Genomic DNA, 26698 nt, shown 5'->3' with positions numbered 1-26698 from the left:
ACATTTATGGTTTTTCCAAACCACTTTAATATCAAATAGTTATCAAATTATATTATTAAGATTAGTGATTTATGTTATTATCATATTCAATAACATGTCTATTTTTTAATCTATTGATGGTGCTTTTTTATACATTGCTATAACCATTATTTACAGAAAGCCTGATTGAAAACAGAAATGTTGAAAATGTTATTGGAAAAACTTTTAATTTTTCAAATTGTTATCTTTATCTTTTCGCCAAAAATTTTTTCTAAAACTTCAAAAATAAAGCGTCTATCAAACCCACCGATTATACGATCTCTTTTAAATTCCACTTTTAAATAATCACCAAAATATCTCACTCTTATATCAGGAAACTTCTCTCTTAATTTATCTTCTGCAAGTTCAATCCTTCTCATATCCTCCACTGTGGCATTCTTCATTTTAATTCTCGTAGCAATACATGATTGAGTATGAAATGAGAGTGTATTCAAAACAGAATTTTTAATAACTTCAGAAACATATTCTTTTCCAAGCTCATTTTCCAACAACGGGGATTTAATATTAAACATCTCTATTGCTTTCATTCCAGGTCTATAATCAGCTAAATCATCAGTGTTTGATCCGTCAAAAATAACATCAATCCCGAATTCCTTTTTTATTTTGACCAGTTCTCCCAAGATATTTTTTTTACAATAAAAACATTTATCCCTATCATCTGTAAAAAGCTCATTGGCAAGTTTTGCATAAAAAGGTTTCCATGCCACATTCAGCAGATCGGCTACTTTATAGGCAAAATTTATCTCATAAACAAACATATTAAAATTAACACAAGTTGCCGCTAGAACATTCTCTTTTCCTAAGTAATCTGTAGCCAATTTTAAAACCGCAGAACTATCGGCACCACCACTTAAGGCAACAATAGCAGTTTTAAAATTTTTAAAATATTCCTTTAGCTTATTATTCATTATCAATTACAATACAATAAATTCCGGTTTCTTCGCAAGCCTCTATTTTCTCTTCAAAACCACCGGCCTTTCCACTCTTTTTCGTAATAAGAAGATCTATTTTAAGCTCTTTAATCAGTGCCACATTAAAATCCTTTGAAAACGGTCCCTGCATGGCAATAATTTTATCATAATCAAATCCATATTTTCTCACTTCGTAGATGGAATTTTCAAAAGGTAAAACACGCACATAAGCTTTATCTTTTAAAAATGCAAAATCTTTCATCATTTTACTTCCAATTGTAAATAAAATTCTCCTAAAATCCTTTTCTTTTAAAAAAGTTATCACTTCTTTAATATTACTAAAAAATATAGCTTTTTCATAATCAACATTAATATCATCATCTCTAACATACGACAGATACTCTATATTCAACTTCTTTGACACATTCAAAGCTGTTTCTGTTATCACTTTTGCGTAAGGATGCGTGGTATCAATAATTTTAGTAATTTTATTTTCTTTGATAAACTTTTCTAAACTTGCCTCATCAAATTTTATTAACAATACCTTATCTTTACCATATTTTTTTGAAAACTGCTCATATCCATATTCGGTTGCCACAGTTATAATGAAATTATCACTTTCTAATGAATTTAAAAACCTATGAGTATCAGAAGTCCCACCTAAAATCAGTAATTTATCAAACATGATAGCATACCTTTATCAAAGCGTTGAATGCAGCAGCGGCAATACCGCTACCACCCTTTGTCCCGAAATTTGTAATGCAAGGAATAGGAGATTCTGCAAGCATTTTTTTAGATTCTGCAGCTTTTACAAACCCCACAGGCATACCGACCACAAATACAGCTTTATCATCTCTATCTTTGCTCATCTCAATTACTTTCAACAAAGCGGTAGGAGCATTGCCGATTACAAAAATTATATTCTCAAACCTATCAAAGGCATATTCCATTGAAATCTCAGCCCGAGTTTTATTAAGCTCCTTAGCTCTCCTAATAACTTCGTCATCAGAAATAAAGCAATAAGTTTTCAGTCCGCTAACTCTTAGATACTTTTCCGTAATACCTGATTTTACCATATTCACATCACAAATCACAGAAGGCTTTTTTCCCAGAATATTTTTAAAATCTGTTAACCACTCTTTTGAAAAATATATCAATTTTGCAAACTCAAAGTCTCCAGAAGCATGTATAACTCTTTTTACTACCACTTTCTCTTCTTCACTAAAATTTGAAAGATCCACATTCTGTTCTATAATATCAAAACTCTCCTTCTCAATCATTTCCCCTTTTTTCATCCTTTTCTCCTGTACAAAATAGCTGTGGATAAATATCCAGCATTTTCAGGAACCTCATCAGTTAAAAGATCAAAAACCCTTTCACCATCCAAAGTACATCGCTCCACAAGATAAGCTTTTTCCACCATTTTATTTTCTCGTACAAACTCTATTAAAAATTTCAATCTCTTATGCACCTTCATAACAATCACTGTATCAAAAAGACTCACAACTTTTTCCAGCATCCTGCCATCTCTCTCCATCTCAACAACGCAAAAAGACTCCCCTTTAATCACTATATTCTCATCTATCCTGTTTGCCGCTGCAATAAAAGAAGGAATGCCTGCTATTTTTTCAACTTTAATCTCTTTTTCTTTCAGCTTTTCATAAAGATAATTAAAAGTACTGTAAATGGATAAATCACCGATTGTCACATAACATACTTTTTTGCCCTCATTCAAAAACTGCTCTATCTTTTCAGCCAATTCAGAATATCTTCTATCAAGGAGCTCTTTATCATTATTCATCGGAAAGAAATACATAAAAATCTTTTCATCACTTACGTATTGCTTCACAATCTCCTTTGCAACACTTCTACCCGTTTTATCCGATTGTGGCACCACCACCAAATCGCATGATTTTAAAACATTTACCCCTTTGACACTGATGTATTCGGAATCCCCAGGCCCCAATCCTAGGGCATAAATCCTTCTTTGCATTTGTTACACACCTCACCTTTTCGCCTCATTTCTTTTAAAAACCGGTTGGAATAACCTACTACTTCTCCAATAAGCATTATGGAGGGATAGCTTATTTTGAACCCACCCTTTAAAACATCACCCACTGTGGAAATTAAAATCTTCTCATCGGGATATTCAAGTTTCTCACCTATGGCAACAGGGGTAGTTTCTTTCAATCCGTTTTCAACAAGTTTTTTCAATATAGTCAAAAAGTTTTTTACCCCCATATATACCACAATACTCATGTTTAAATCCACCAACGCCTTCCAGTTGTAAGCCTGCTCAAGCTCCCCCTCTTTTTTATGTCCTGTGATAAAAATCACTCCAGATGAAACATCTCTTGCAGTAAGAGCAGTCTCAATTTTTGCTACCAGATGAGAAACAGTAGTTACTCCAGGAATGATCTCAATAGCAGCCTCACACCCCCTTGCCACATCAATCTCTTCAAGGCTTCTTGAATATATGGACGCATCACCACTTTTTATACGTAAAACGGTTTTATCTTCCATCAGATACTTTTCAATCAAACTATTAATCTGACATTGACTACAGCTCGGTTTATATGGAGTTTTACCCACAAAAATCTTTTTACAATTCAAATCTTGCAGAATCTTCTCATCCACAAGTCTATCATATAAAATAACATCAGCTTCTTTTAGCTTCTCTAACCCCTTTACCGTAATTAAATCTTTGCCTACTCCCGCTCCTACAATTACCAATTTTCTCATTCATTACTCCATCTATAAAAAATTTCGTTTAACTGCAAAATGGCATCTATAGTGTGGCTGTTCCCCCTAGAAAAAAGGAGCTCATCCACTTCCACAAATTTGGATTTCAAACTTTTAAACTCCAACCTTTTTTCAGGTGCCACAGCCTTTTTATTCATAGGTCCAACTTGATATATGTATATATCTGGATTTAAAGCCAACACCTTCTCTAAAGAATACCTCACAAGTTTTCTATTAATTTTTACAAGATTGATACCACCTGCTTTCCTGATCACATCCGAGACAATATTCTTTTCACCTGCCACCATATATGGCACATACATAACTTCATAAACAACCTTCGGTATTTTTCTTAACTTTTTAACCTTCTTCAATTTCACTTTAAGGTCATCAACTAGCCGTACCCCTTTTTGGGGTACATCCATCATCTTTGAAATCTCCAGAATTTTTTCAAAAATCTCTTCCACGGTTCTTGGATCATATCTATAAAATTTTGCATCTACTTTTGATTTGAGCAGCTTTGGAAAATATTTTTCATTGGAATAGACTATCAAATCAGGATTTAATGATGCAATAATCTCAATATTAGGTTTTATATGAGATCCAACTTTCCTCGCTTTTTTAAACTCTTTTATATGTCTCGTAACTCCGACTATACTGTCATCCAATCCGAGTTTTGAAAAGATATCAACAGCAGCCGGAGACAAAATGACAACTCTATCATAGGCAAAACTGTATTTACACAGCCAGAAAATAACCGTTAATATTATTAAAATCGACTTCAAAAATCTCACTCAAGACCTCCCTGGTTACTTCATCCATCTTCAAAGATTTGGCTATTTCACCTTTTTTCAAAAACACCACTCTATCGCAAACGCCCCTCACCTGATTTATGTCATGGACAGAACAAATTACTGTCTTATCCAATTCATCAAGTAATCCCCTGATAGTTTTAATAAACTTGACATCAATCATTGAAAAAGGCTCATCGAGAACAACCACATCACTATCCTGATTAAAAACCCTTGCCAGCATTACTCTTCTCTTTTCCCCACCCGAAAGTTCTCTAAACTTTCTATTTCTCAAATCTTTCAATTCTAGCTTTTCTAACCATTGCTCCGTCAATTCATAATCTTTTTTGCCGTAATTCCCCCCTGTTTTCGGATATCTCCCAAATAAAACCGTCTCAAATACACTAAATCCGAAAATTATCTCTGAAAACTGAGGTAAATAGGAAATCGCTTTTGCAAGCTCCAAACTGGAATAATCTTTAATATTTTTACCGTTTATATCAATTTCACCTTCGTAATTATCATAAATACCTGAAATAAGATTAAAAAATGTACTTTTACCCGCTCCGTTTTCACCAAGTAAAGCCACTTTTTCACCCTTTTTAATCTCCAAGTGCTTAATTTTAAGATAAAATTCACCTTGTACAAAATTCAAATTCTTAACATCAATAACATTCATCTTGATAACACCATTTTTTGCTGTAAAGTTATCACCTCAAACCCCTACAATCACTTCAACTTTTACAGATAACCAATTAACAACCGCAAATAGTAATTCTGAAATAATATCTACACTCATCTAGTACCAAACCCGCTTCAATTTATATTTGAGTAGAAATATGAAAAAAAGTCCGCCAAGAAATGAAGTCACCACCCCCACAGGCAATTCGGCACCTGAAGGAATAATTATCCTGCTAATTGTATCTGCAAAAAGCAGAAAATTTGCTCCAAACAGCGTGGAATACAAAATATTGGTTTTCATATCTCCACCGAAAATACCTCTTACAATATGAGGTACAATTAATCCCACAAAACCTATGATACCGCTAAAACTAACTGCCACTGCAGTCAACATGGCTGCAACTACAAAAAACTTTTTTCTCATCCCTTTCACATTTACCCCAAGGGAATTTGCCGTAAGGTCGTCAAAAGCAAGAATATTCAATTTATAAGCACTTTTATAGCTCAAAAAGAAAAGAACAATCGTAACAAAAGCTAGAATAGTTATTTTAGAATATGTTACACCGTAAAAACCACCCATCAACCAGAAAACCACTGTACCAATAGATTCATCAAAATAGTATTTCAAAAAGCTGATAAATGAAGAACATATGATATTCAACACAATCCCTGCCAGAATAATTGTGGTAAAATGAAAAGATTTGTCACTGCTACCCACCTTAAAAACAATCATTAAACCTACAATAGCAAAAAAAAGAGAAACAAAAGGGATAAAAAAAAAGTTAAATCCTAACGCTATGGCTGTAACTGCACCCAATGCTGCAGCCGATGAAATACCTGTAGTAAATCCGTCGGCAAGAGGATTTCTCAATAATAGTTGCAAGAGGGAACCGCTTTGCGCAAGCATGGCTCCCACCAAAAATGCCATTAAAACTCTCGGCAATCTTATATTTAACATTAAATTAAGATTCATATCATTAAGCTTAACAGCCCCATTTGTAAGAGCAAAAATAACAATTACAACTGTCAAAAACAGAGTAACCAATGTTCTTCTCATTTAAGAATAATTCCACCATCCCTTGCAGCATCTTTAAGATGCTCTACAAAAATTCTTGCAAAGGCATCATTAGAACCAAGCCCTTCAATAACAGGTATCACTTTATACCCTTCTCTCTGCAATATATTTTTCCAGGAATCAGGCTCGTCTCCTGCCATATCATTGCTGGCATGATCACCTGCCACCACCATAAAAGGCTTTAAAACCACCTTCTTTTTACCACTCTGTTTCAATTTTCTAAGAACAATCTCCAGAGAAGGATATCCTTCAACAACCCCAATAAAAGTTTTCACATCAGGATACATCTCATTAAACATCTCTTCTGTTTCAATATATGCACCTGTGGAATAATATTCATTCCCATGCCCCATATACACAAGGGCGGCATCATACTTTCTTGCAAGCTCGATATCCGGTCTCAATGCTTTTACAACCTCTTTAATATCCTCATGATAATCATACTTATCACCATAAGTACCTAAAGCAGGTCTACCCACTACAATTTTATTAAAAGGTTTCCATCTCTCTTTAATTGTTTTAATGGAATTTAACCCTCTTGCATATTCAAGAACATCTGAAAACTCTTCTCCATGGAATATGTGTGTAGGTTGAATAACTATATTTTTATATCCTTCATCAGATAGTTGTCCCAATGTTGCCACAATTCCTTTTACATTTATGATTTCTGCAGGCACTCCCTGCTCTAGCCACTTTTTAGGATTTTTACTTCTTTCTTGCCATTTTTTTCTGATAATATTGGACGTAAAAGTTACTCTCAGTTCGGTATTTGGAAATTCTTCCCTTACAATGTCTAAGATATTGATAATAGACTTAAGTCCTGATGGATAAGTGGTACCAAAACTTGCAATTACAATTGCTGTTTTATCCTCTTTTTTTGCCCCCATACCTGCCATACAAACTCCTGAAAAGAAAATTAATAACATAAAAACCAAAAACTTTCTCATAAAACTACTCCCTTATTAAATTTTTTACTATACTGTTTTCACTTAAAAAGTGAAAATGTGTATAACATGCAAGGGCATTACCCCTGTAAAATCCGTCAAAAGACCTCTCTTCCCCTGTCAGTTTGTGAACTTCAAACACAAAATCCTCTTTACTCTCTTTAATTCTGGAATAATGAAATTCATGCCCAACAAACTCTTCCCCTTGTTCAAAGTAATAGGTATCAATCATTGCTTTTACTTTTACGTAACCAAGGGATTGTCTTTTCTTCGTCATCTCCACAGTAAAATCAAACAGATTACACATTTCATAAAAACCGTCATCCGTAAAAATCCCTTTTGATAAATACATCATCCCACCACACTCAGCTAAAATGGGGACACCACTTTTTGCAAATAAACTAATAGCTTCTTTCACTTCTATACATTTTGCCAACCCTTTAGCAAAAAGTTCGGGATATCCACCACCAATATAGATAAAATCCGGATTGTCAGGGACTTCGTTCTCTAAAGGTGAAAAAAACTTAATTTTAAATCCATTATTTTCCAAATAATCAAGATTGTCATGATAATAAAAATTAAAAGCTTCATCATAAGCAACATAGGCAACTTTCTTTTGCTTGTTATAGGTAAAATCATGAATATTAATTTGTTCTGGAATATAACTAATTTTATCAACTATCTTATCCACATTTACATATTTAATGTATTCTCCCACAAGTTTTTCATAAAAATCTTTCTCCATCTCTATGGCAGTTTTTATACCAAGATGTCTCGATGCTATTTCTATCTCTTTTAGTTTAGGAACAGCACCTAGGACTTCCACACCTGTATGATATTCGACAGCATTTCTAACCATTGACTCATGCCTTGTGGAACCTACTTTGTTTAAAATAACGCCGACCACATTTATATTATCTACCAATGAAACTAGTCCTTTTAATCTTGCAGAGGCGGTATATGAAGTTGACGAAACATCAAGTATAAAAATTACAGGCAAACCTAGTGTTTTAGTTATGTCATATGTACTTCCGTAAAAGCTTTTAAAATCCACACCATCATAAAAACCCATGACCCCTTCAACAACGGCCACGTCATTTTCAAGTAATTTTTTGGTAAAACTGTACTTCAGCTTTTCACGATTCATCAAAACCGTATCAAGATTGTAGGCATAGTTCTTTGAAGCATACTTTAAATGCAACGTATCAATATAATCCGGTCCACATTTAAAAGGGATAACTTTTAATTGTTGATTGGAAAAAAATCTGGATAAAAATATGGAAAAACTACTTTTACCGGAACCGCTTCTATCAGATGATATGACAACTGCTTTTTTATCCATCACACTCTCCAGTCTCATAAATTGAGACCGGAGAGCCGTTAACAGGAAAGTTCAAGCGCTCCGGTCCCAATACCCGGGGACGCTCACACCCGACTATGGCCGGGTGAGGCACAGGTCTTCTGGCTCGCCTTCATCCTACTCGCCCGCCTTCCCACCAGCCCACGGACTGGCAGTGGCATAAAGGGCTTTCGTCCAGCTCACAGCTGCGGGTACAGCGCCGGATTTTCACCGGACTTCCCTTGTGCCTAAAAAAATCATAAAATAAAATGGTGGTTTTTGCAATTATTTTCTTGCAACTTAGAATTATTTTATTTATTTTCAACCCTATGCAAATAGAAGTGATAAATCTTGAAAAAAGTTTTGGAAACACCAAAGCATTAAAAGGTGTTAGCTTCACTGTAAAACATAACTCCATCACAGCCTTACTTGGACCAAATGGAGCAGGTAAGACTACAGCAATAAACATTCTTACAGGATTGTTAAAGCAAGATAGAGGAGAGATATTCTACGATAAAACCCCTTTTACCCCTAAAAATAACAAAATCAAAAAATTGATTGGTGTTGTTCCTCAGCACAACAATGTGGATAGAGACCTCACAGTGGTTGAAAACTGGCTAGTACACTCAATCCTTTATGGGATAAACAAGGAAAAAAGAATAAATAAAATAAACGAAATGCTTCATTTTACCGGGCTTTCTAAACATAAAGATAAAAAGGCAGGAAAGCTTTCAGGAGGGATGAAGCGGAGACTTGTAATTGGAAGAGCGCTCCTGCATGAACCAAAAATTCTGTTTCTTGATGAGCCGACTGTGGGATTAGATCCTGCCACGCGAAGGCATTTGTGGGATTTTATAAAAAGTATTAATATAAAACTAGGTTGCACCATTATTTTAACGACCCACTACATTGAAGAAGCCGAGACTTTATCAAACTATGTATATTTCATTGACAACGGTAAAATAATAAAAGAAGGTGAGCCTGAATCGTTGAAAAACGAAGTTGGAAAATACACCCTTGAAATCTTCAAAGATAACAAAACAGTAGAAGAGTATTTTAACAGTAAAAAAGAAGCTCTTGAAAGATTAAACAGTTTAAACGGCGTCTACTCTGCAAAAATTCGAGAAGTAAACCTTGAAGATGTATACTTAAAGCTAACCGGGAGAAAAATAGAAATATGATAAATGGGGTCATAGGAGTTTACTTAAGAGAACTTTTTATTTTAAAATCCAGATTTTGGAAAGTGATTCTTTCAAGCTCCATATCACCCCTTTTGTTCCTTCTAGCATTCGGTTTTGGTGTAGGCAGAAATTCTCAAATTGATGGTTATAATTATATCACTTTTTTAATACCCGGTCTTATTACAATGAGCTCTATGAACCAAGCTTATGGAATTTCTACAGAAATCAATATTTCAAGATTCTACTTTAAAGTATTTGATGAATATCTGCTTGCTCCAATCCCCAAATGGCAAATTGTTGCAGGTGAAACCTTATATGGCATTACAAAAGGATTAATCCCGACGGTGATAGTAATCATCTATGGGTTTGTAATTGGCGTGAATCTGAATATAAACATTCTGTTTATGATCTCAATTTTACTGCATCTCACTGCATTTTCCCTTTTAGGATTTATCGTAGCTTTAATTGTTAAGAACCATGGTGACCAATTTAGTGTAAATACCTTTGTAATCACTCCAATGATATTTCTCTCAGGTACATTTTACCCTGTGGATAAAATGCCTTTGTTTGTAAAATATATTGCTTATATCTTCCCTCTTACTTATTCCACAAAACTGATTAGAAGCTCACTTTTACAAGGCTCTATCAATATATCTAACTTATTATATATGTTCCTAATTATATTAATATTAATTTATCTATCGAAAAAGATTATTCATCATATTGAAACCGTTTAAAAACCAATTTATTGACATTTTTATAAAAACACCTTTTAATAACGAAGATGAAATTAAAACTTTCTTTATATATTATTTCATTAATTACAGTAACCTTGTTATTATCCACTTATTTTAATTATTATCATTCAAAAATAATTATTGAACAGGAAATAAATAATCAGGCAAAAATCCTAACTTCAGAATCTAAAAAATCGATTAATGCCTTTTTAAAAAACATTAAAGATATTACTTATCAACAATAAACATATCACAAAAACATTTTTTTAAAAAAATATCTAAATCAAACGTAAATGATATTCTTTTATCCAATTTCGAAAGAGGCAAACTTCCTGAAACAACTAAGTTTTGTCCTGCTATGATAAGAACAATGATTCCAATCCCTATAGATAAACAAAAAAAAGGTTACTTAATAATAAATTTTTGGGGATTGAAGCTTGGTGAGTTCATAAGCAAAATTAATCCTAAAAAAGGTTTTGCATTTTTAGTGGAAATTAATTCAAAAGATAGTAAAAGAAACGGAATATTTTTGTTTCATAAAAATAAATATTATGAATTTGCAAACCAATACAACACAAAATATTATTTTCAAAATATTTATGGAGATAAATACTTTAATATTATAAAAGAGAAAAAATCTGGAATCATAAATATTAATGGTAATATTATGGCTTTTGATTTATTTCAATATTTTAAATGTTCTAAAAAAGAATTTATTTGCCATATTATCTTTTTCTATTTTTCTTAGTATTTTAGTTTCAATAATTTTTAGCTCTAGATTTCTAAAACCTATAAAATATATAAAAGACGCTTTAAACATTTACGGCTCTGGTAATTTGGATTTTCATATAGATACCAAAAATATGAGTAATGAATTAACGGAAATTGCTGTTTCTATTCAGAACATGGCTCAGTCACTAAAAGGTTATATTAACGAACTTCAAGATAAACAGAGAAAAATGGAACTTTTAAACAGACTCAGTTCCATTGGATTATTATCTGCAGGAATTAGCCATGAACTTAATTCACCATTAAATTCAATACTGCTACTTTGCGACCTTCTGTTAAAAGATTTTAACAATAATGGTACCATAAATATTGACGATATAAAAACAATTAAAGAGGAAGCAAAAAAATGCGTAGAAATAATAAACAATCTAAAATTATTAGACCCAAAATATACAAGTAGCGATATTAGAGATGTAATTGATCTTAAAGATGTTATTGAAAAAATAGTAACTTATTTGCAGGAAGACTCCAGCAAAATTAACTTTAAGTTGGATTTAGAAAGTTGCAAACTCATAGGAAATCGCACACTAATCCAACAAGCAATACTTAATATTGTATTAAATTCCATTGATGCAATTAAAGATTATGGAGAAATAAAAATTAATTTAAAAAGAGATAATGATATGATAATATTAGAAATAGAAGACAATGGTGAAGGCATAGATGAATCGATATTGGATAAAATATTTGATCCGTTTTACACTACAAAATCTCCTGAAAAAGGAACAGGTCTTGGTCTTTCTTTAGTTTATAAAATAATAAATGACCACAATGGAAAAATAGATATACAATCTAAAAAAAATGTTGGGACAAAATTTATAATAAGGTTTAGACATTATGAAAATAGTTCTGATTGAAGATAACAAAGTATTAAATAGTACCTTGATACGCAGCTTAAACGATCTATTTGATATAAAAGGTTTTTATGACCCTGAAATTGCTTTACGATATATTGAAAATAATTTCGTTGATGTTGTAATCTCAGATATCAAACTTCCAAAAATATCAGGAATGGAACTTTTGAAAAAAATAAAAAAAATATCAAACGATACATTTATTTTATTGATTACAGGGTATGGTACTGTGGAAGAAGCTGTAGAAGCAATAAAATTAGGCGCCTCCGATTATATGCTCAAACCAATTGATACAGAAATTCTTAAAATAAAATTAAAACAAATAGAAGATACAATAAATATTAAGCAAAAAATACACTCACAAACTGATAAAGATAAAATAGTTTTTGTTTCAAAAGTAATGGAAGAAACATTAAATTTTGCCAAAAAAGTCGCATCTTCTGATTCTACTGTTCTAATAAGTGGTGAAACCGGAACTGGAAAAGAGTTGATCACTAGGTATATTCACGAAAATAGTAGGAGAAACAAAAAACCACTGATTTCTATTAATTGTGCAAATTTACAAGAAACCGTATTTGAAAGTGAGCTATTCGGCTATAAAAAGGGAGCTTTTACCGGAGCAGATAAAAATAAAAAAGGTTTAATTGCATTAGCTAACGGTGGCACACTTTTTCTTGATGAAATAGGTGAAGTGCCACTAAGTATACAAGCAAAACTTCTACGTTTTATAGAAAGTAAAGAATTCTTTCCTCTTGGAAGTGAATGTTGTGAAACAAGTGACGTAAGAATAATAGCTGCAACAAACAAAAACCTTGAAAAGCTCATTGCTGAAAATAAATTTCGTCAAGATCTTTTTTATAGAATAAATGTTATAAATATTAAGATCCCACCATTAAGAGAACGCAAAGAGGATATTATACCTTTAGCTTATTATTTTTTAGAAAAATATAAACTTTTAAATAGCAAAATCATTGACTTTACCGATGAAGCAAAAAAATCTTTATTGGCATATGATTATCCTGGTAACGTCCGAGAACTTTCAAATTTGATAGAAAGAGCAATGATTATTGAAACAAGTTCATATATAACGGATTCATCTATAATTATTGAAAAACGTTCTTCAAATAATGACATGAAAGATCTAGATGAAGTAATTAAAGAACATATTTTGAAAGTATTACAATATACTAATTTTGATAAAAAAAAGGCATCTGAGATATTAAAAATAGATAGATCAACACTCTATAGAAAACTAAAAGAATATAAAATAATTTAAACTTATTCTTTGTGTTGCAATTTGCAACACTCATTTTGCAAATTGCAACACAAAATAACAACACCAAAATCCACCTCTTATAACTTGTTGTCATTATTAACTTTCTAAATTTCAAAATAAAAATCAATATGGCATTTTTATTGCTTTAAAAAGATAAATTAATTTGAAAGGAGGTAAATTATTATGAAGAAATCGTTGTTTTTTTTAATTTTATTTATTGTAACTTTTGCCACATTATCATATGGTTACGATCCAGATTCTACCTGTGTTAAATGTCATTCAGACAAGAAATTGTTAGAAAAACTTGGATCTCCCCAAATGTATCTTGATCCGGTAGAAGTTGACAAAGAAGTAAATATGGAAGGTGCCCCAACATGTGTTGATTGCCACCTGGGTAACAATCAAACTATGGATAAAAATGAAGCCCATAAAGGTATGCCAAGACCATTTTATGCTGCAATCGGAAAAAAACACAAATATGAAGCAATAGGAAGAGAAGTAACAAATTATGATCCTATCCAACCAAAAGGTAAAAATAGGACAAAACTATTACTGAGAAAACCAACTAATGAAGCTAAGCAAAAATATGGAATTAAAAAATTAATGCAACTTTTCTATCACGATCACGATCCAAAAACTTTTGCTTATTCACCTAAAATTGCTAAAGAAACTTGTGGAAAATGCCATGAACAGGAATTTACTGACTATAATAAATCTGGAATGGGATTAAATAAATATCAGAGAGCTTTTACAAACTGGAGAAAAAATCCTCCTGGGCCACAAAATTGCGGAGTATGGTGGGGAGACAATTATGAACAGATAAAAAATGAATGTACAAAAGATTTTACCCAATTGATGAATGATGGGAAAAATAGAGGGTGCAATAAATGTCACGCAAGTTGTAATGATTGTCACTATGAAGGTTATAAAAAATCTAAAGCGAGACACATTTTCACTAAGAAAGTAGAAAATCTAAGTTGTTACGGTAGCGGGAAAGGAACAATTTGTCATGCTGGGCCTATGGATCGAAGAAGGGGAGCTGGGTATATGCGTGAAGAATTTGCATTTCCATATGGAGAATTACCTGCTGATGTTCATTCTAAGAATAATATAAACTGTACAGACTGTCATAAGATGAAAAATCATAGCTATGGGCATTTGGCTTCAATTGATGCTAAAGAATCATGTTCAAAATGCCACGCTGAAATTGTTGAGGCAGTAAAAACAAGTAATAACCATAAAAATGTTGACTGTTCATCCTGTCATATTCAAGAAGTAGGTGCTTATCAGTTTACTTTCTGGGGCCCCGGTATTTCAGAAGGTCAGTTCAATTACTTTGCAAAACATAAACAGTACTATGGCGTAAGAAGTATACCAACCTTAGTTAAGCATCCGGCTACTGGAAAATGGATTCCTGTCAAACCATACCCTATGGCTGTTATGAACATTAAAGGTAATGTAGAAAAAACTGGACTCATGGTCAGAGAAATCAAAAAAACTATTGTTAAAGGTAAAACAGAAATTGGTGAACCTAAAGAATTTGTAATAGAAAGAAAACCTGATGAAGTTAATGATATGTATATAATAACAGGAATTTTTAAGGGATTAAAAAACAACGATAATATGCTTGCTTGGATTCAAATGGATAAAATGTCACATGCAATAGGTAAAGGGAGAAATTGCAACAGTTGTCATTCAAGCCATGAACAAATTGCAACAAGTTGGTTTGCCTACACTGTAAAAACAGATGTAAAAAAACCTTTCTATGGCTCTTATGTTATCAAAGCTGGTAAAAATGGGATAGAGTTTGGCGATTTTAAATATAGTGAGATTATTCCTGTAAAAGGTAGACATATAGATGATTTTGCACCTTTTGTTTATGTGAAAAATGCTTGGGATGTAAAAGGAATAGATTTTTCAATACCTTTTGATGAGCAAAAATATGAAAATACTCTCAATGAATATAATCTACTATATGCAAAAATTCACACATTAAAAATGAAATTCAAGAAAGATAAAACTAAAGTCTCTGAATTAGAGAAAATTAGAAAAATTCTTCCTCACAATATTGAAACGGCAAAAAAATTATTAGAATCATTCAAATAAAAAGCGGGGAAATTCCCCGCTTTTTTATTTTCCTTGAAGCATTGCTTCAATATCTGAATCTACATCACCTATTGGTTTGATATCAAAGTTTTCCACAAGTACCTTAGCTACATTTGGTGAAAGGAACGCAGGAAGAACTGGCCCAAGCCTGATACCTTTTACACCAAGAGCAAGAAGTGCAAGAAGCACAGCCACAGCCTTCTGCTCATACCATGCAATATCGTAAGAAATTGGTAAATCATTTATATCATCAAGTCCAAAAGCTTCTTTCAACTTCAATGCAATATAAGCCAAAGAATAACTATCATTACACTGACCAGCATCAAGAATTCTTGGAATACCATCAATATCACCAAGATCCAGCATATTATATCTGTATTTAGCACAACCAGCTGTCAAGATTACAGTATCTTGAGGCAATTTTTTAGCAACTTCAGTGTAATACTCACGCTTTTTAAGTCTACCGTCACAACCTGCCATAACTATAAATCTCTTAATCTTACCAGATTTAACTGCTTCAATTACTTTATCAGCAACTTGCATTACCTGTTCATGAGCAAAACCAATTGTTATATATTTACCTTCTTTCGGCTTCAATCCGCCAAGAGCTTTTGCCTTTTCAATTACAGGTGTAAAATCTTTAGGTTTTCCATCTGTTCTGTTTGGGATGTGTGGCACACCTGGCCAGCCCACAAGCCCTGTTGTGAAAAGTCTGTCAAAATAAGAATCCTTTGGTGGAACAATACAGTTTGTTGTGAAAAGAATTGCACCGTTAAATTCAGGAAACTCATGAATCTGATTAAACCAGGCTGTACCAAAGTTTCCTTTAAGATGTTTATACTTTTTAAACTCAGGATAAGCATGGGCTGGAAGCATTTCACCATGAGTATAAACATTTACGCCTGTACCCTCTGTTTGCTTGAGCAACTCTTCAAGGTCAAGCAAATCGTGACCACTTACAAGGATAGCTGGACCTTCTTCAAGTCCTGTATACACTTTTGTAACTTCAGGGTTGCCGTATCTTGAAGTATTTGCTTTATCAAGCAACTCCATCGTCTTAACTGCTACATCACCTGCTTTCAAAACAAGATTGATAAGTTCATCAGCAGAGATATCTTTTCTCAACGTTTCAGCAAGAGCAAAATCTACGAACTCAAAAATCTCTTCACTTTTGTGATTCAACACATAAGCATGATCAGCATAAGCTGCAATACCTTTCAAACCATAAATGAGAAGTTCATTCAAAGATCTGATATCTTCATTCTCCTCTGAGAGTATCCCAACTGCAGCCGCTTTAGCAAGCATATCCTCTTTACCATTTACTTTGAATGTAGCTGCATCTGGCAAATTACCCTCAGGTTTAATCTGATCAATCAATTCATTTCTGATTTCTATTGATTGATTGACATAATCAACAAATCTCTGAGGATCAAAGTTAACATTAGTAATTGTAGCAAAAAGCGCTTCAAGTACAAACAGATCAGCTTTCTCATTTTTAATACCTTTTTTTCTTCCCTCATTGAGAAGATAACCTAACCCTTTTGCAGAATAAATTAAAAGATCCTGTAAACTTGCTACTTCATCATCCTTCCCACAAACACCTCTTACAGTACAACCTTGATTTTTCAAAGCCTCACTACACTGATAACAAAACATACGTTTTACCTCCTTATTTAGTTTTGATGATTTTATATATAGATAATTATAACATAATATAATTGATTTGAGTCAAAAAAAGATAAATTTTCTCCGGATTAAATATAAAAAAAAGCCGGGGAAACCCCGGCTTTTGCTGTATTAATTTATATTAAAAACTATATTATGTTCTTGTTTAAGTTTATTCAACAAATCATCCAGCATCTTCTTTCTTTTGATTGTTAACAAATTTGCATAAGCGCTGTTTTTATTACTTATGCCATTAGATTTCATAAATTTTTCCAATTCTTTATCATCGATTTTTATCTGTTTGTTAATCTTTTCATCTATAAGATGTAATAAGTAAAGTGTATCAGTATCAAGTTCTGGATGAGATTGCTTTAATTTCTTTAAATCTTCCTCTTTATAAATTTCTTTTGCATATTTTAATAACACATACCTATTGATATAATATTCTGCTAACTTTCTTTTACCGGAATCAGACTTCAAATAATTCTTATATTTTTCCCCTGCAACTTCATCTACATATTTTTTCAAAACATCATCAGTAATCTTAAAGTCATCAATTTTTGCCACTACCTGAGCAAATAAATTAACACTAAAAATTAAAAGAGCTAAACAAATATAAAAAAATTTTTTTCTCATTTTCACACCTTTAATCAGTTAATCATAAAAATAGGGAGAGCATCAGCTCTCCCCTAAATCTCTTATTTTACATCAGTTATTGCTGGTGAAGGTAAACCTATTTTGATTGTTTTGTAAAGAGCAGAATTTTTATCTTTCAAATTAAGCTCTTTAGCCTTTCTCTTTTTGTAATCTTCGAATATTTTATGCTTACCGAATTTCTTACCAAGATATTTATCTCTGTTGTTGTACCTTTCAAGCCATCTTTCCCACTCTGCTTTAGTCAAGAATCCTTTCTTGTATGCTTGCTCAACATTAGCCTTCACCATTTCCCAATAATTTGGAATAAGTTTGTAAAGCGCAGGAACAGAATACTGCTCTTCTGTGTAAAGTCCGTATAATCCACCAGGGAAGTCATAGAGTTTGTATGGATAGAATTTAGTTGGGCTATCACTTTCATAAATTTTCTTAGCCTCTTCTACACCATGCTCAGCACCCCAAGCAATCATCTCTTGTAAGTTGTGCTGCAACTCCCAGATACCATGCCACTGAACATAGTCAGCACCTTGCATACCAGCACCCATTCTAAATCTTCTACCTTCATGATGCCATGAATTGTACATAATTTCAGATGCTGTTGTATACCAGCTAGCATTTATTACAGTATTAGAGAATTTTTTCACATCACCATTAGATGTTTTAGCCTTAAGAGGCTTAATTAAACCTTTTTTCTCGTAAAGTTTTGTCCAGTAAACAAAAGCTCTTCTGATTTCGTTGTACTGAAGGTTTACAAGGTCATATACAAGGAAGTAATCTTCCACGAAGTTTGGAGCGTGACATGCTTTACATGCAGTTTTCATTCTTTCCTGCTTATCTTTCCAGCTACCAAGTTCTTCTTCAAACCAGATTGTTCTGTAACTCCATGGTGCTTGAGATTCCCAGGACAATCTTTCACTTACGTTGTGAGTACTGTTCAATCCGTTAATAGCATCCATATGACATGTTGTACATACAGGGAAATCTAATGGAGTATCACCTGTTTTCTTGGTGTTATAATCCAAATTCAACTTACCTTGAGCCATTCTTGTAGTAAAAATGTTACCATGCTTAGACTCAATATAAATCTCGATTTGTGGATGGTCAGGACCTAAGTGACACTCACCACAAGTATATGGATTGTGAGCTTGAGCTAAATCGAAGGTATGTTTAGAGTGACATACATCACACTCGCCCACACTACCATCTGGCCAAAATGCTGATACGTTGTGACACTGTTCACAACCTTGTTTTGTACCAACAATTGGCTCGAAAACAGCTCTGTCAGCTGGAGCATAAAGCCAGAAAGGATAAGCGTGCTTACTCTTGGTATTCTGCTCAACTTCTTCTTCGTGACACTTAGCACAATCTTTTGGAGTTGGATGAGTCGCTACAAATTGACCATAGTGTTTGATTGCATCAAAGTCGCCCTGCTCAGCTTCGTGACAATCAAGACAGCCAACACCGTTCTTTGCGTGTGCACTTTCTGCCCATTGATCATGAACTTTTGTGGCAATATTCATATCTTGGTGACAAGTAATACACTTTGCACTTTCAGCATCCACGCTAATTCCTTTGATATCAAGGGCAAAGGCACTACTTACAAATAAAAGAAACAAACAAAAAAGAACTAACTTACGCATAAACACCTCCTGAAAATATTCTAATCAAAATATATCTTTCACCATCTAAAAAAAATGTAAAAGTTCTCATTTCGTTGTAAAAACATTAAATTTTTTCTTTACATTTTTTACAATAGCTTTACCACTTTTTACTCTTTTTTACTTCATTTAGAGCATACTACAAATAACGTTAATTTGGAGGTGCCCATGAAAACAAAAGTGTTTATTTTGACCTTTTTACTTATTACCATTTTACTAGTATTTAATGTTTATTCAGACCAACACCCGGAAGATATGGCAGATTCCACCTGTTTGAGCTGCCACACCGATGTAACACCGGATGTGGTTAAGCAGTGGAATCAAAGTGCTCACGGGCTTGTTGGAGTAGAATGTGGTGTATGCCACGGAGATGAAAAGAACTTCAAAGCCAAACCTGCAGACGAAACATGTATCGGCTGTCACTCCATTCAAGTTGAAAATAACCTCGCCAAAGACAAATCCTGCTCAAGCTGCCACATAGCTCACAGTTTTACAGTTCATAAAGTTCATCAGTACAAATAGGAGGGAAACTATGTCATTAAGTAGAAGGGATTTTATTAAACTATCCATAGCATCAGCCACAGCTGCTTCTATAGGTCTTTCATTACCTAAAAAAGTAGAATCAAAAGAAATTGTTGATAAATGGGTTAAAGGTACATGCCGTTTTTGTGGAACTGGTTGCGGAGTTTATGTTGGTGTTAAAGATGGAAAAGTTGTTGCCATTAAAGGAAATCCTGAAGCTAAAACAAATTTCGGTTTCCTTTGTGTGAAAGGTTTTCTTGCTTACAAATGTATGTATCACCCAGACAGGCTTAAATATCCAATGATTAGGCAAAAAGACGGAAAATTTAAAAGAGTTTCCTGGGATGAAGCTCTTGACTATGTAGCTAAGAAATTTAAATATTTCCACAAAAAATATGGAAAAGATTCTGTAGCTTACTACGGTTCTGGTCAGTGTACCACAGAAGAAAGTTACACCTTCAACAAGCTTTGGAAAGGTGGATTTAGAAGTAACATGGTAGAAGGTAACCCAAGGCTCTGTATGGCAAGTGCAGTGGGTGGATATATCACAACCTTTGGTTCTGATGAACCTGTAGGTAGTTACGCTGATATTGAAAATGCTAAATGTATATTCCTTGTTGGATCAAATACCAGTGAATGTCACCCTATTATTTTCAGACGTATAATGAGACATAAACTTAGAAATCCTGATGTAAAAATCATCGTTTGTGAACCAAGGAAAACCAATACTGCAAAAATTGCAGACCTTTGGCTACCAGTGGATCCTGGGACAGACCTCGCAGTATTCCACTCAATGGCTAGAGAAATTATTAAAAACAACTGGCATGATAAAAAATTCATTGATGCACATACACGTATTACAGATGGTAAAAATGTTTACTCATTCGACAAATATGTTGAGTTTGTTGAACAGTTTAAACCTGAAGTTGTTGAAAAACTTACAAGATGTCCTGCTGAAAATATCAGAAAAGCTGCTAAGTGGTTTGCCACAAGTGGTGCCACAATGACTCTCTGGACAATGGGACTTAACCAAAGAACAAGGGGTGTTTGGGCAAACAACCTGATTCATAACTTACACCTCATTACAGGTAACATCTGTAAGCCTGGAGCTGATTCATTCTCCCTTACTGGTCAACCAAACGCTTGTGGTGGTGTTAGAGAAACTGGTTCTCTTTGTCACCTATTACCAGGAACAAAACCTGTTAAAGATAAAAAATGGCGTACTCACGTGGAAAAAGTTTGGGGACTTAAACCAGGCACCATTGATCCAAAACCTGGATTTCATACAATGAAAATGTTCGATTCCCTTGGTGGAGAAAATGATCCAAATAAACCTATAAAAGCAATGCTAACATCCACTACAAACCCAGCTCAATCGTTACCAAACCTTAATAGATACATAAAAGGTATGAAAGACGCTTTTCTGGTTGTACTCGATATTTTCCCAACTAAAACAACACAGCTTGCAGATGTAGTTCTTCCTGCTGCGTTCCTTTATGAAAAAGGTGGTGTTTACGGATGTAGTGAAAGAAGAAGCCAGCTCACAGAAAAAGCAGTTAATCCTCCTGGAGAAGCAAAACCTGATATCTGGATAGCAGCACAAATCGCAAAAAGAATGGGATTTGAAAAACTTATCCCATGGAATATGGATGATTCAATGAAAGCAAATGAAATGGCATGGACTGATTACATCACAGTTACAAAAGATAGTGACCACTCTCTATGGGGTGCAACCTACGATAGGCTCAAAAAAGAAAAAGCTGGTATTCAATGGCCATGTCCATATCCAGGACATCCTGGTACTTATAAAAGATATGTTCGCGGTATGGACCCAATGTTTGAACATGAAGAATTCAAGAGATTCTTTGGTAAAAAGATACCTGATGATGCCAAAATCTACTTCTATATGGATAAAAAAGGTGAAGGTAGAGCAAATATCTGGCTAAGACCTTATAAAGGACCAGCTGAGGTGCCTGATGCAGAATATCCATTCTATCTCACAACAGGTAGAGTTATTGCTCATTGGCACACCGGTACAATGACAATGAGAATACCTGAGATAGCAAGAAGTTATCCTTACGCTTACATTGAAATACACCCTGATGATGCTAGAAAATACAACATTTTTGAAGGTGACTTAGTTGAAGTAATTAGCAGAAGAGGAAAAGCAATATTACCTGCTAGAATCACTAAGAACTCATTGCCAGGCGTGCTTTTTGTACCTTGGTTCGATCAGGAAATCAGCAGAATGATTAACTTTGTATGTAACGATGCCGTTGACCCTGGATCAAAAGAACCAGAGTTTAAAATTGCTGCAGTTAAAATTAGAAAATACTCTGGCTCTATACAGATGAAGGAGAAAGTAATAATCTCTGATATTAATTCTAGTTATTATTAAATAAAATTGGGCTCCAAATGGAGCCCTTTTCCATTTTGGGAGGAATTAAATATGCTATATTGTGGATGTATAATTTTTGTAAAAGATAAACAAATTAAAGAAGTAGAAAAGTTTATTTTACAATATAAAGAAATAACCGTATTCACAAAATCAGATGATGACCAACTTATAGTAGTAACCATTGAAGCTGAAACTGATAAACAGATAGAAAAGCTTATAAATGAATTAAAACAGCATGAATATATAATTGATGTTTCACCACATTATCTACATTTTGAAGAAGAAGTAGAAAGAATTTTGAAAACAGGGGAAAAACCTGATTTATCAGGTTTTTCAAAAAGTGAAAGAAGAAAAACGACCAATGAAAATTGATGATTTAAAAAATTTCCTAAACCGTAATCCATTTAAAGGTTTTTTTAAAAAAAATAGAATGCGCCCTCCAGGTGCGCAAGAAGAATCCAAATTTATGGAATTATGTATTAGATGTGCACGTTGTATAGAAGTGTGCCCATATGATTCCATTAAAAGAGCTGATGTTTTTGAAAGATTACAAATAGGTACCCCGTACATTTTCGCCGAAGAAAAAGGGTGTTATCTTTGTATGAAATGCCCTACAGTTTGTCCGACTGGTGCTTTGGATAACAATATAACAAAACCTGAACAGGTAGAAATAGGGATTGCTATAATTAATCAGGAAACCTGTTTGAATTTCAAATATTTCATTGATGAAGAAAAAGGTGTAAGTGAAGATGCCCTTTTATGTAGTATCTGTTATGATGTATGCCCACTCAGAGATACTGCCATTGTAATGGAACATTTTATTTTACCAGTAATCACTGATTCTTGTACTGGTTGTGGCGTTTGTACGGAAAAATGCCCTACAACCCCAAAATCAGTAAATATCATCCCAAAAGGGATGGAAGAAAAAGAATTGGCTGGATTCTATTATAGAAAACTAAAGATCCAAGCTCAAAAGAGATCTAAAACAATAAAAGATACAATGGCAGAAAAAACGGAAATAGAGGTCAAAAAAAAAGAAAGTATATCCTCTTTCGGTGAAAAACCTACCTTTGAATCTAATTTTGATGTTCAAGAAACAATTGATGAATGGGAAGAACAAGAATGAAAAATAAAATTACAAAATATAGACGATTAACCCAAACGTTTGTCTTTATCTTAATGTTTTTAATCCCCATGTTGAATATTATTGGAATCAACTTTATAAAGGGGACTTTTTATTCTTTAGATGTGGGAGATATCGCTATCGCTGACCCTTTGGCCATCTTCCAAGCTTTTCTTGTCTCTAAGCATTTTGTACTCACCATGTTTGTCTCTATCATAATACCTGTACTTCTAATGTTTATTTTAGGCAGAATTTGGTGTAGCTGGATGTGTCCTTACCATTTTTTAGTTGAACTTTTAAATTCCATAAGAATAAAATTAAGAATAAAAAAGAAAAATAAATTAAAAACTTATAACAAAACCAATAAAGTTAATATTTTTAGATTTAGTTTTCTAATAAGCGGACTTTTCATAACAGGGGTCGTTGGAATCCCTTTATTAAATCTTATATCAGCGCCTGGTATTATCTCATCCCAAGCCCTCGTTTTAATAAAATTTCATTATTTCACCTTTGAAATAGTCTTTATTCTCATTTTGTTAATTATTGAAATTTTGTTAGGAAACTTTTTCTGGTGTAGATACTTTTGCCCTACCGGGACTTTTTTATCTATTTTTCGTACCAAAAAAGGGCTTCATATAGTAAAAACAAAAGAAAGCTGTAGCAATTGTTTAAGATGTATAAAAAGCTGTCCTATGGGTATCAATCCTATGACTGATGGAAATAATTATCTTTGTCATAATTGCGGTAAATGTGTAGATGTGTGTCCGGATAATAAAAAAGAAGATACATTAAAATTTAGATTTTTTTAAATTTAATCTTGATAAGTAATATTTGATTTTCTAAAATACCTGTATGAAGAAAAAAATTTTGATTATTGATGATGATCTTGAAATTCTTGAAATTTTAAAGCTTTTTCTTGAAATGGAAGATTTTAAAGTAGTCACTGCTCAAAATGGAATTACTGGCTTTAATCTTCTCCAAAACAACTGCTACGATTTGATTCTATTAGACTTAGGCTTACCTGACATTGACGGCGAACATCTATGTAAAAAAATTAGAGAAAAATATGATACCCCCATCATTGTTTTAACAGCAAAAGAAACTGTTTCTAACAAAGTCCTTTGTTTTGAATACGGTTGTGATGATTACATTACCAAACCATTTGAAAAAATTGAATTATTAGCCAGAATAAAAGCGGTACTAAGAAGAGCGAAAAACACAAATATAAATGATAAGATAATTTCATACCCCCCATTTGAAATAAATCTGGAAGAAGGGTTATGTTTTAAAGATGGGAAACATATCGAATTGACCAAAAAAGAGCTGGAAATTTTAAGTTTCCTTGTAAAAAATGCAGGGAAAAATATAAAGAGAGATGAAATAATAAAAGAAATTTGGGGAGATGATTCCCTATATCGCTGGTCAAGAACCCTTGACGTTCATATTCAGCATTTGAGACAAAAAATAGAAAAAAATCCTAAAAAGCCATATTTTATAAAAACTGTACCTGGAGTTGGTTATAAATTTGAGTGCTAAGATATACATAAAATGAAAATAACTGCTAAAATCATCATTTCACTTAATATTGCCATTTTACTTATTTTAGCCCCTTTTTATTTAATTTTATGGCACAATCAGAAACAGCTAATCATGAAACAAGCAAAAATTCAGGCAAAAACTCTGTTTAACATGATACTTATTACCAGGCAATGGGTTGCAGAAAATAGGGATAAAATTAAACCTGTTCCTGCAGTGGCAACAAAAGAACTTTCACAATACGCTAAAAGAATGTCCAATTTCAGATTTCACATTACCAGTGACAGATTGGTTAATCCACAAAACAAACCTGATGAATTTGAAAAATATGCACTAAAACTTTTTAAAGAAGGGAAGAAAGAAGTTGAAAGGATTGAATTTGATAAAGAATACGGTAAGGTTTATCGTTATATGGCTCCACTTTATATTAATCAATCTTGCATACAATGCCATCATTATCAAGGATATAAAGTAGGTGAATTACGAGGAGGAATCTCTGTTTTTATCCCGTTAAAAGATATAATTCTCAATCTACGACAGCAACTTATCCTTTTTATTATTTCAGGAATAACAATGTATCTTTTTCTCAATTTCATCTTGATTGTACTGTTAAAAAGAAGTGTTCTAAATCCTTTAAAATCTCTTGAACAAGCCACAAGAGAAGTAGAAAAACGTAACTTTAATATTTTTGTTGATTTAAAAACCAAGGATGAATTTGAAGATTTGGCTAAAGCTTTTAATATGATGATAAAAGAGCTGAAAAGCCATGAAAATGAGTTAAAATATAAAATAAATCAGGCGGTAGGTAAATACGCCATAGCCCTAGAAGAACTTAAAAAAACTAACGAAAACCTTAAAAAAATGAATCAATTCAAATCGGATATTATTGATTCATTAGCCCACGAAGTAAGAACTCCTCTTACAAAACTAATCTCCTGCACAGATATTATCCAAAATAGTCAGAACAGTGCACAAATAGAAAGATGTCTAGAAATAATTCTCAGAAACTCTAGGATTTTAAAAGACCTTTTTGACAAAATTATCCTTTTGAACAAATTAGAATACGCAACTTACGACTTTATGGATGATGAAGTAGATGTAGAAAATCTTATTGAATACGTATTATCAAAATTTAAAATGGAAATAGAAAATAAACAGTTAAAAATTATTAAAAACATAGATGTTAAAACCTTTTACTCAGATCCTACTCTAATGGAATTTCTTTTATCCAATCTCATTTCTAATGCTATTAAATATAATAAAGAAAATGGGTCAATAGAGATATCAACAAAGTTTGAAGATGACTATTTAATTCTCTCAGTAAAAGATACTGGTATAGGTATTCCTGAAGGCGAAACTGAGAATATTTTCAAAAGGTTTTACCGCATATCAGATATTAAAAGACAATATCCTGGCTCTGGTCTTGGATTAAGTATAGTCAAAAGAATCGTAGATAACCTAAACGGTGAAATAATTGTCAAATCTGAAAAAAATAAATATACACTCTTCATAATCAAACTGCCTATAAAATAATTTCCATATCTCCCCTAATACCTATATAACCCATACAACCCTTATTACCTTTAATACCCTTAAAAACATCAGTCAATTAACCTTCTCGTAAAAGAAAATACTGATTGACATATTGTTTTATTTGCAATAAAACATGGTTATTAA

General features: G+C 32.9%; 27 protein-coding genes and 1 riboswitch. Of the genes, 14 read left to right on the top strand and 13 right to left on the bottom strand.

Features of this window, described 5'->3' with window-relative positions:
* Positions 1 to 212: 212 nt before the first annotated feature.
* The 10 genes from larE to FHQ18_RS08790 all read right to left on the bottom strand — a co-directional run bounded on the left by larE (position 213) and on the right by FHQ18_RS08790 (position 8525).
* Positions 213 to 947, bottom strand: a complete 735-nt coding sequence (larE, locus tag FHQ18_RS08835) for an ATP-dependent sacrificial sulfur transferase LarE (RefSeq protein ID WP_149266808.1) — start codon at positions 945 to 947, stop codon at positions 213 to 215.
* Positions 940 to 1635, bottom strand: a complete 696-nt coding sequence (cobK, locus tag FHQ18_RS08830) for a precorrin-6A reductase (protein WP_149266807.1) — start codon at positions 1633 to 1635, stop codon at positions 940 to 942. The genes larE and cobK overlap by 8 nt, the downstream gene beginning before the upstream one ends.
* On the bottom strand, positions 1628 to 2245 hold the full coding sequence (locus FHQ18_RS08825; RefSeq protein ID WP_149266806.1) for a precorrin-8X methylmutase: 618 nt from the start codon (positions 2243 to 2245) through the stop codon (positions 1628 to 1630). The genes cobK and FHQ18_RS08825 overlap by 8 nt, the downstream gene beginning before the upstream one ends.
* Positions 2242 to 2943 carry a precorrin-2 C(20)-methyltransferase gene (gene cobI / locus FHQ18_RS08820; RefSeq protein ID WP_149266805.1) on the bottom strand — a complete coding sequence of 234 codons (702 nt, stop codon included), beginning with the start codon at positions 2941 to 2943 and terminating at the stop codon, positions 2242 to 2244. The genes FHQ18_RS08825 and cobI overlap by 4 nt, the downstream gene beginning before the upstream one ends.
* Positions 2919 to 3692 (bottom strand): uroporphyrinogen-III C-methyltransferase, encoded by a 774-nt coding sequence (gene cobA, locus FHQ18_RS08815; protein WP_149266804.1) that lies wholly within the window; start codon positions 3690 to 3692, stop codon positions 2919 to 2921. Before cobA ends, cobI begins: the two co-directional genes overlap by 25 nt.
* On the bottom strand, positions 3689 to 4486 hold the full coding sequence (locus FHQ18_RS08810; protein WP_149266803.1) for an ABC transporter substrate-binding protein: 798 nt from the start codon (positions 4484 to 4486) through the stop codon (positions 3689 to 3691). Before FHQ18_RS08810 ends, cobA begins: the two co-directional genes overlap by 4 nt.
* Positions 4431 to 5162 (bottom strand): ABC transporter ATP-binding protein, encoded by a 732-nt coding sequence (locus FHQ18_RS08805; protein ID WP_149266802.1) that lies wholly within the window; start codon positions 5160 to 5162, stop codon positions 4431 to 4433. Before FHQ18_RS08805 ends, FHQ18_RS08810 begins: the two co-directional genes overlap by 56 nt.
* Before the next feature lie 120 nt (positions 5163 to 5282).
* Positions 5283 to 6221, bottom strand: a complete 939-nt coding sequence (locus FHQ18_RS08800; protein WP_149266801.1) for a FecCD family ABC transporter permease — start codon at positions 6219 to 6221, stop codon at positions 5283 to 5285.
* The gene (locus tag FHQ18_RS08795; RefSeq protein WP_149266800.1) at positions 6218 to 7186 is read right to left on the bottom strand and encodes a sirohydrochlorin cobaltochelatase; all 969 of its coding nucleotides are present in this window, start codon (positions 7184 to 7186) and stop codon (positions 6218 to 6220) included. The genes FHQ18_RS08800 and FHQ18_RS08795 overlap by 4 nt, the downstream gene beginning before the upstream one ends.
* 4 nt (positions 7187 to 7190) lie before the next feature.
* Positions 7191 to 8525: a cobyrinic acid a,c-diamide synthase CobB gene (locus tag FHQ18_RS08790; RefSeq protein ID WP_149266799.1), complete on the bottom strand. Its 1335-nt coding sequence runs from the start codon at positions 8523 to 8525 to the stop codon at positions 7191 to 7193.
* 92 nt (positions 8526 to 8617) lie between these two features.
* Positions 8618 to 8787, bottom strand: a riboswitch (cobalamin riboswitch).
* A 64-nt stretch (positions 8788 to 8851) separates the two neighbouring features.
* Between FHQ18_RS08790 and FHQ18_RS08785 the strand changes: the two genes are divergently transcribed.
* From FHQ18_RS08785 to FHQ18_RS08755, 7 genes are all read left to right on the top strand, one after another.
* The gene (locus FHQ18_RS08785; RefSeq protein WP_149266798.1) at positions 8852 to 9703 is read left to right on the top strand and encodes an ABC transporter ATP-binding protein; all 852 of its coding nucleotides are present in this window, start codon (positions 8852 to 8854) and stop codon (positions 9701 to 9703) included.
* Entirely contained in the window at positions 9700 to 10440 is a 741-nt protein-coding gene (locus FHQ18_RS08780; RefSeq protein WP_149266797.1) for an ABC transporter permease, read from the top strand. Before FHQ18_RS08785 ends, FHQ18_RS08780 begins: the two co-directional genes overlap by 4 nt.
* A gap of 47 nt (positions 10441 to 10487) precedes the next feature.
* Entirely contained in the window at positions 10488 to 10685 is a 198-nt protein-coding gene (locus FHQ18_RS08775; RefSeq protein WP_149266796.1) for a hypothetical protein, read from the top strand.
* A complete protein-coding gene (locus tag FHQ18_RS08770) occupies positions 10682 to 11188 on the top strand; it encodes a hypothetical protein (protein ID WP_425457901.1) in 507 nt (168 codons plus the stop codon). Before FHQ18_RS08775 ends, FHQ18_RS08770 begins: the two co-directional genes overlap by 4 nt.
* A complete protein-coding gene (locus FHQ18_RS08765) occupies positions 11097 to 12086 on the top strand; it encodes a sensor histidine kinase (RefSeq protein WP_149266794.1) in 990 nt (329 codons plus the stop codon). The genes FHQ18_RS08770 and FHQ18_RS08765 overlap by 92 nt, the downstream gene beginning before the upstream one ends.
* Positions 12067 to 13359 carry a sigma-54-dependent transcriptional regulator gene (locus tag FHQ18_RS08760; protein WP_149266793.1) on the top strand — a complete coding sequence of 431 codons (1293 nt, stop codon included), beginning with the start codon at positions 12067 to 12069 and terminating at the stop codon, positions 13357 to 13359. Before FHQ18_RS08765 ends, FHQ18_RS08760 begins: the two co-directional genes overlap by 20 nt.
* A gap of 183 nt (positions 13360 to 13542) precedes the next feature.
* A complete protein-coding gene (locus FHQ18_RS08755) occupies positions 13543 to 15465 on the top strand; it encodes a cytochrome c3 family protein (RefSeq protein WP_149266792.1) in 1923 nt (640 codons plus the stop codon).
* 24 nt (positions 15466 to 15489) lie between these two features.
* On the opposite strand, the gene hcp is transcribed toward FHQ18_RS08755, so the two are convergent.
* From hcp to FHQ18_RS08740, 3 genes are all read right to left on the bottom strand, one after another.
* The gene (gene hcp, locus FHQ18_RS08750; RefSeq protein WP_149266791.1) at positions 15490 to 17121 is read right to left on the bottom strand and encodes a hydroxylamine reductase; all 1632 of its coding nucleotides are present in this window, start codon (positions 17119 to 17121) and stop codon (positions 15490 to 15492) included.
* 141 nt (positions 17122 to 17262) lie between these two features.
* Positions 17263 to 17766 (bottom strand): hypothetical protein, encoded by a 504-nt coding sequence (locus FHQ18_RS08745; protein WP_149266790.1) that lies wholly within the window; start codon positions 17764 to 17766, stop codon positions 17263 to 17265.
* Positions 17767 to 17828: 62 nt separating this feature from the next.
* Entirely contained in the window at positions 17829 to 19424 is a 1596-nt protein-coding gene (locus FHQ18_RS08740; protein WP_149266789.1) for a multiheme c-type cytochrome, read from the bottom strand.
* 186 nt (positions 19425 to 19610) lie between these two features.
* Here FHQ18_RS08740 and FHQ18_RS08735 point away from each other — a divergent pair, with 186 nt between their 5' ends.
* The 7 genes from FHQ18_RS08735 to FHQ18_RS08705 are packed head-to-tail and all read left to right on the top strand — an operon-like array spanning position 19611 to position 26554.
* Entirely contained in the window at positions 19611 to 19964 is a 354-nt protein-coding gene (locus FHQ18_RS08735) for a cytochrome c3 family protein (RefSeq protein ID WP_149266788.1), read from the top strand.
* A gap of 10 nt (positions 19965 to 19974) precedes the next feature.
* Positions 19975 to 22362, top strand: coding sequence for a molybdopterin oxidoreductase family protein (locus tag FHQ18_RS08730; protein ID WP_149266787.1), 2388 nt, complete (start codon positions 19975 to 19977; stop codon positions 22360 to 22362).
* A 51-nt stretch (positions 22363 to 22413) separates the two neighbouring features.
* Positions 22414 to 22734 carry a chaperone NapD gene (locus tag FHQ18_RS08725; RefSeq protein WP_149266786.1) on the top strand — a complete coding sequence of 107 codons (321 nt, stop codon included), beginning with the start codon at positions 22414 to 22416 and terminating at the stop codon, positions 22732 to 22734.
* Entirely contained in the window at positions 22724 to 23488 is a 765-nt protein-coding gene (locus FHQ18_RS08720) for a 4Fe-4S dicluster domain-containing protein (protein WP_149266856.1), read from the top strand. The genes FHQ18_RS08725 and FHQ18_RS08720 overlap by 11 nt, the downstream gene beginning before the upstream one ends.
* Positions 23485 to 24294 carry a 4Fe-4S binding protein gene (locus FHQ18_RS08715; RefSeq protein WP_149266785.1) on the top strand — a complete coding sequence of 270 codons (810 nt, stop codon included), beginning with the start codon at positions 23485 to 23487 and terminating at the stop codon, positions 24292 to 24294. The genes FHQ18_RS08720 and FHQ18_RS08715 overlap by 4 nt, the downstream gene beginning before the upstream one ends.
* A 43-nt stretch (positions 24295 to 24337) precedes the next feature.
* Complete coding sequence (locus FHQ18_RS08710) at positions 24338 to 25021, top strand: response regulator transcription factor (protein WP_149266784.1); 684 nt, start codon at positions 24338 to 24340, stop codon at positions 25019 to 25021.
* A 12-nt stretch (positions 25022 to 25033) separates the two neighbouring features.
* Positions 25034 to 26554 carry a sensor histidine kinase gene (locus FHQ18_RS08705; RefSeq protein ID WP_149266783.1) on the top strand — a complete coding sequence of 507 codons (1521 nt, stop codon included), beginning with the start codon at positions 25034 to 25036 and terminating at the stop codon, positions 26552 to 26554.
* Positions 26555 to 26698 lie beyond the last annotated feature (144 nt).

This window comes from Deferribacter autotrophicus, assembly GCF_008362905.1.
In the GTDB taxonomy this organism is placed as follows: Bacteria; Chrysiogenota; Deferribacteres; order Deferribacterales; family Deferribacteraceae; genus Deferribacter; species Deferribacter autotrophicus.
This window is presented reverse-complemented; position numbering and strand designations above follow the sequence as displayed.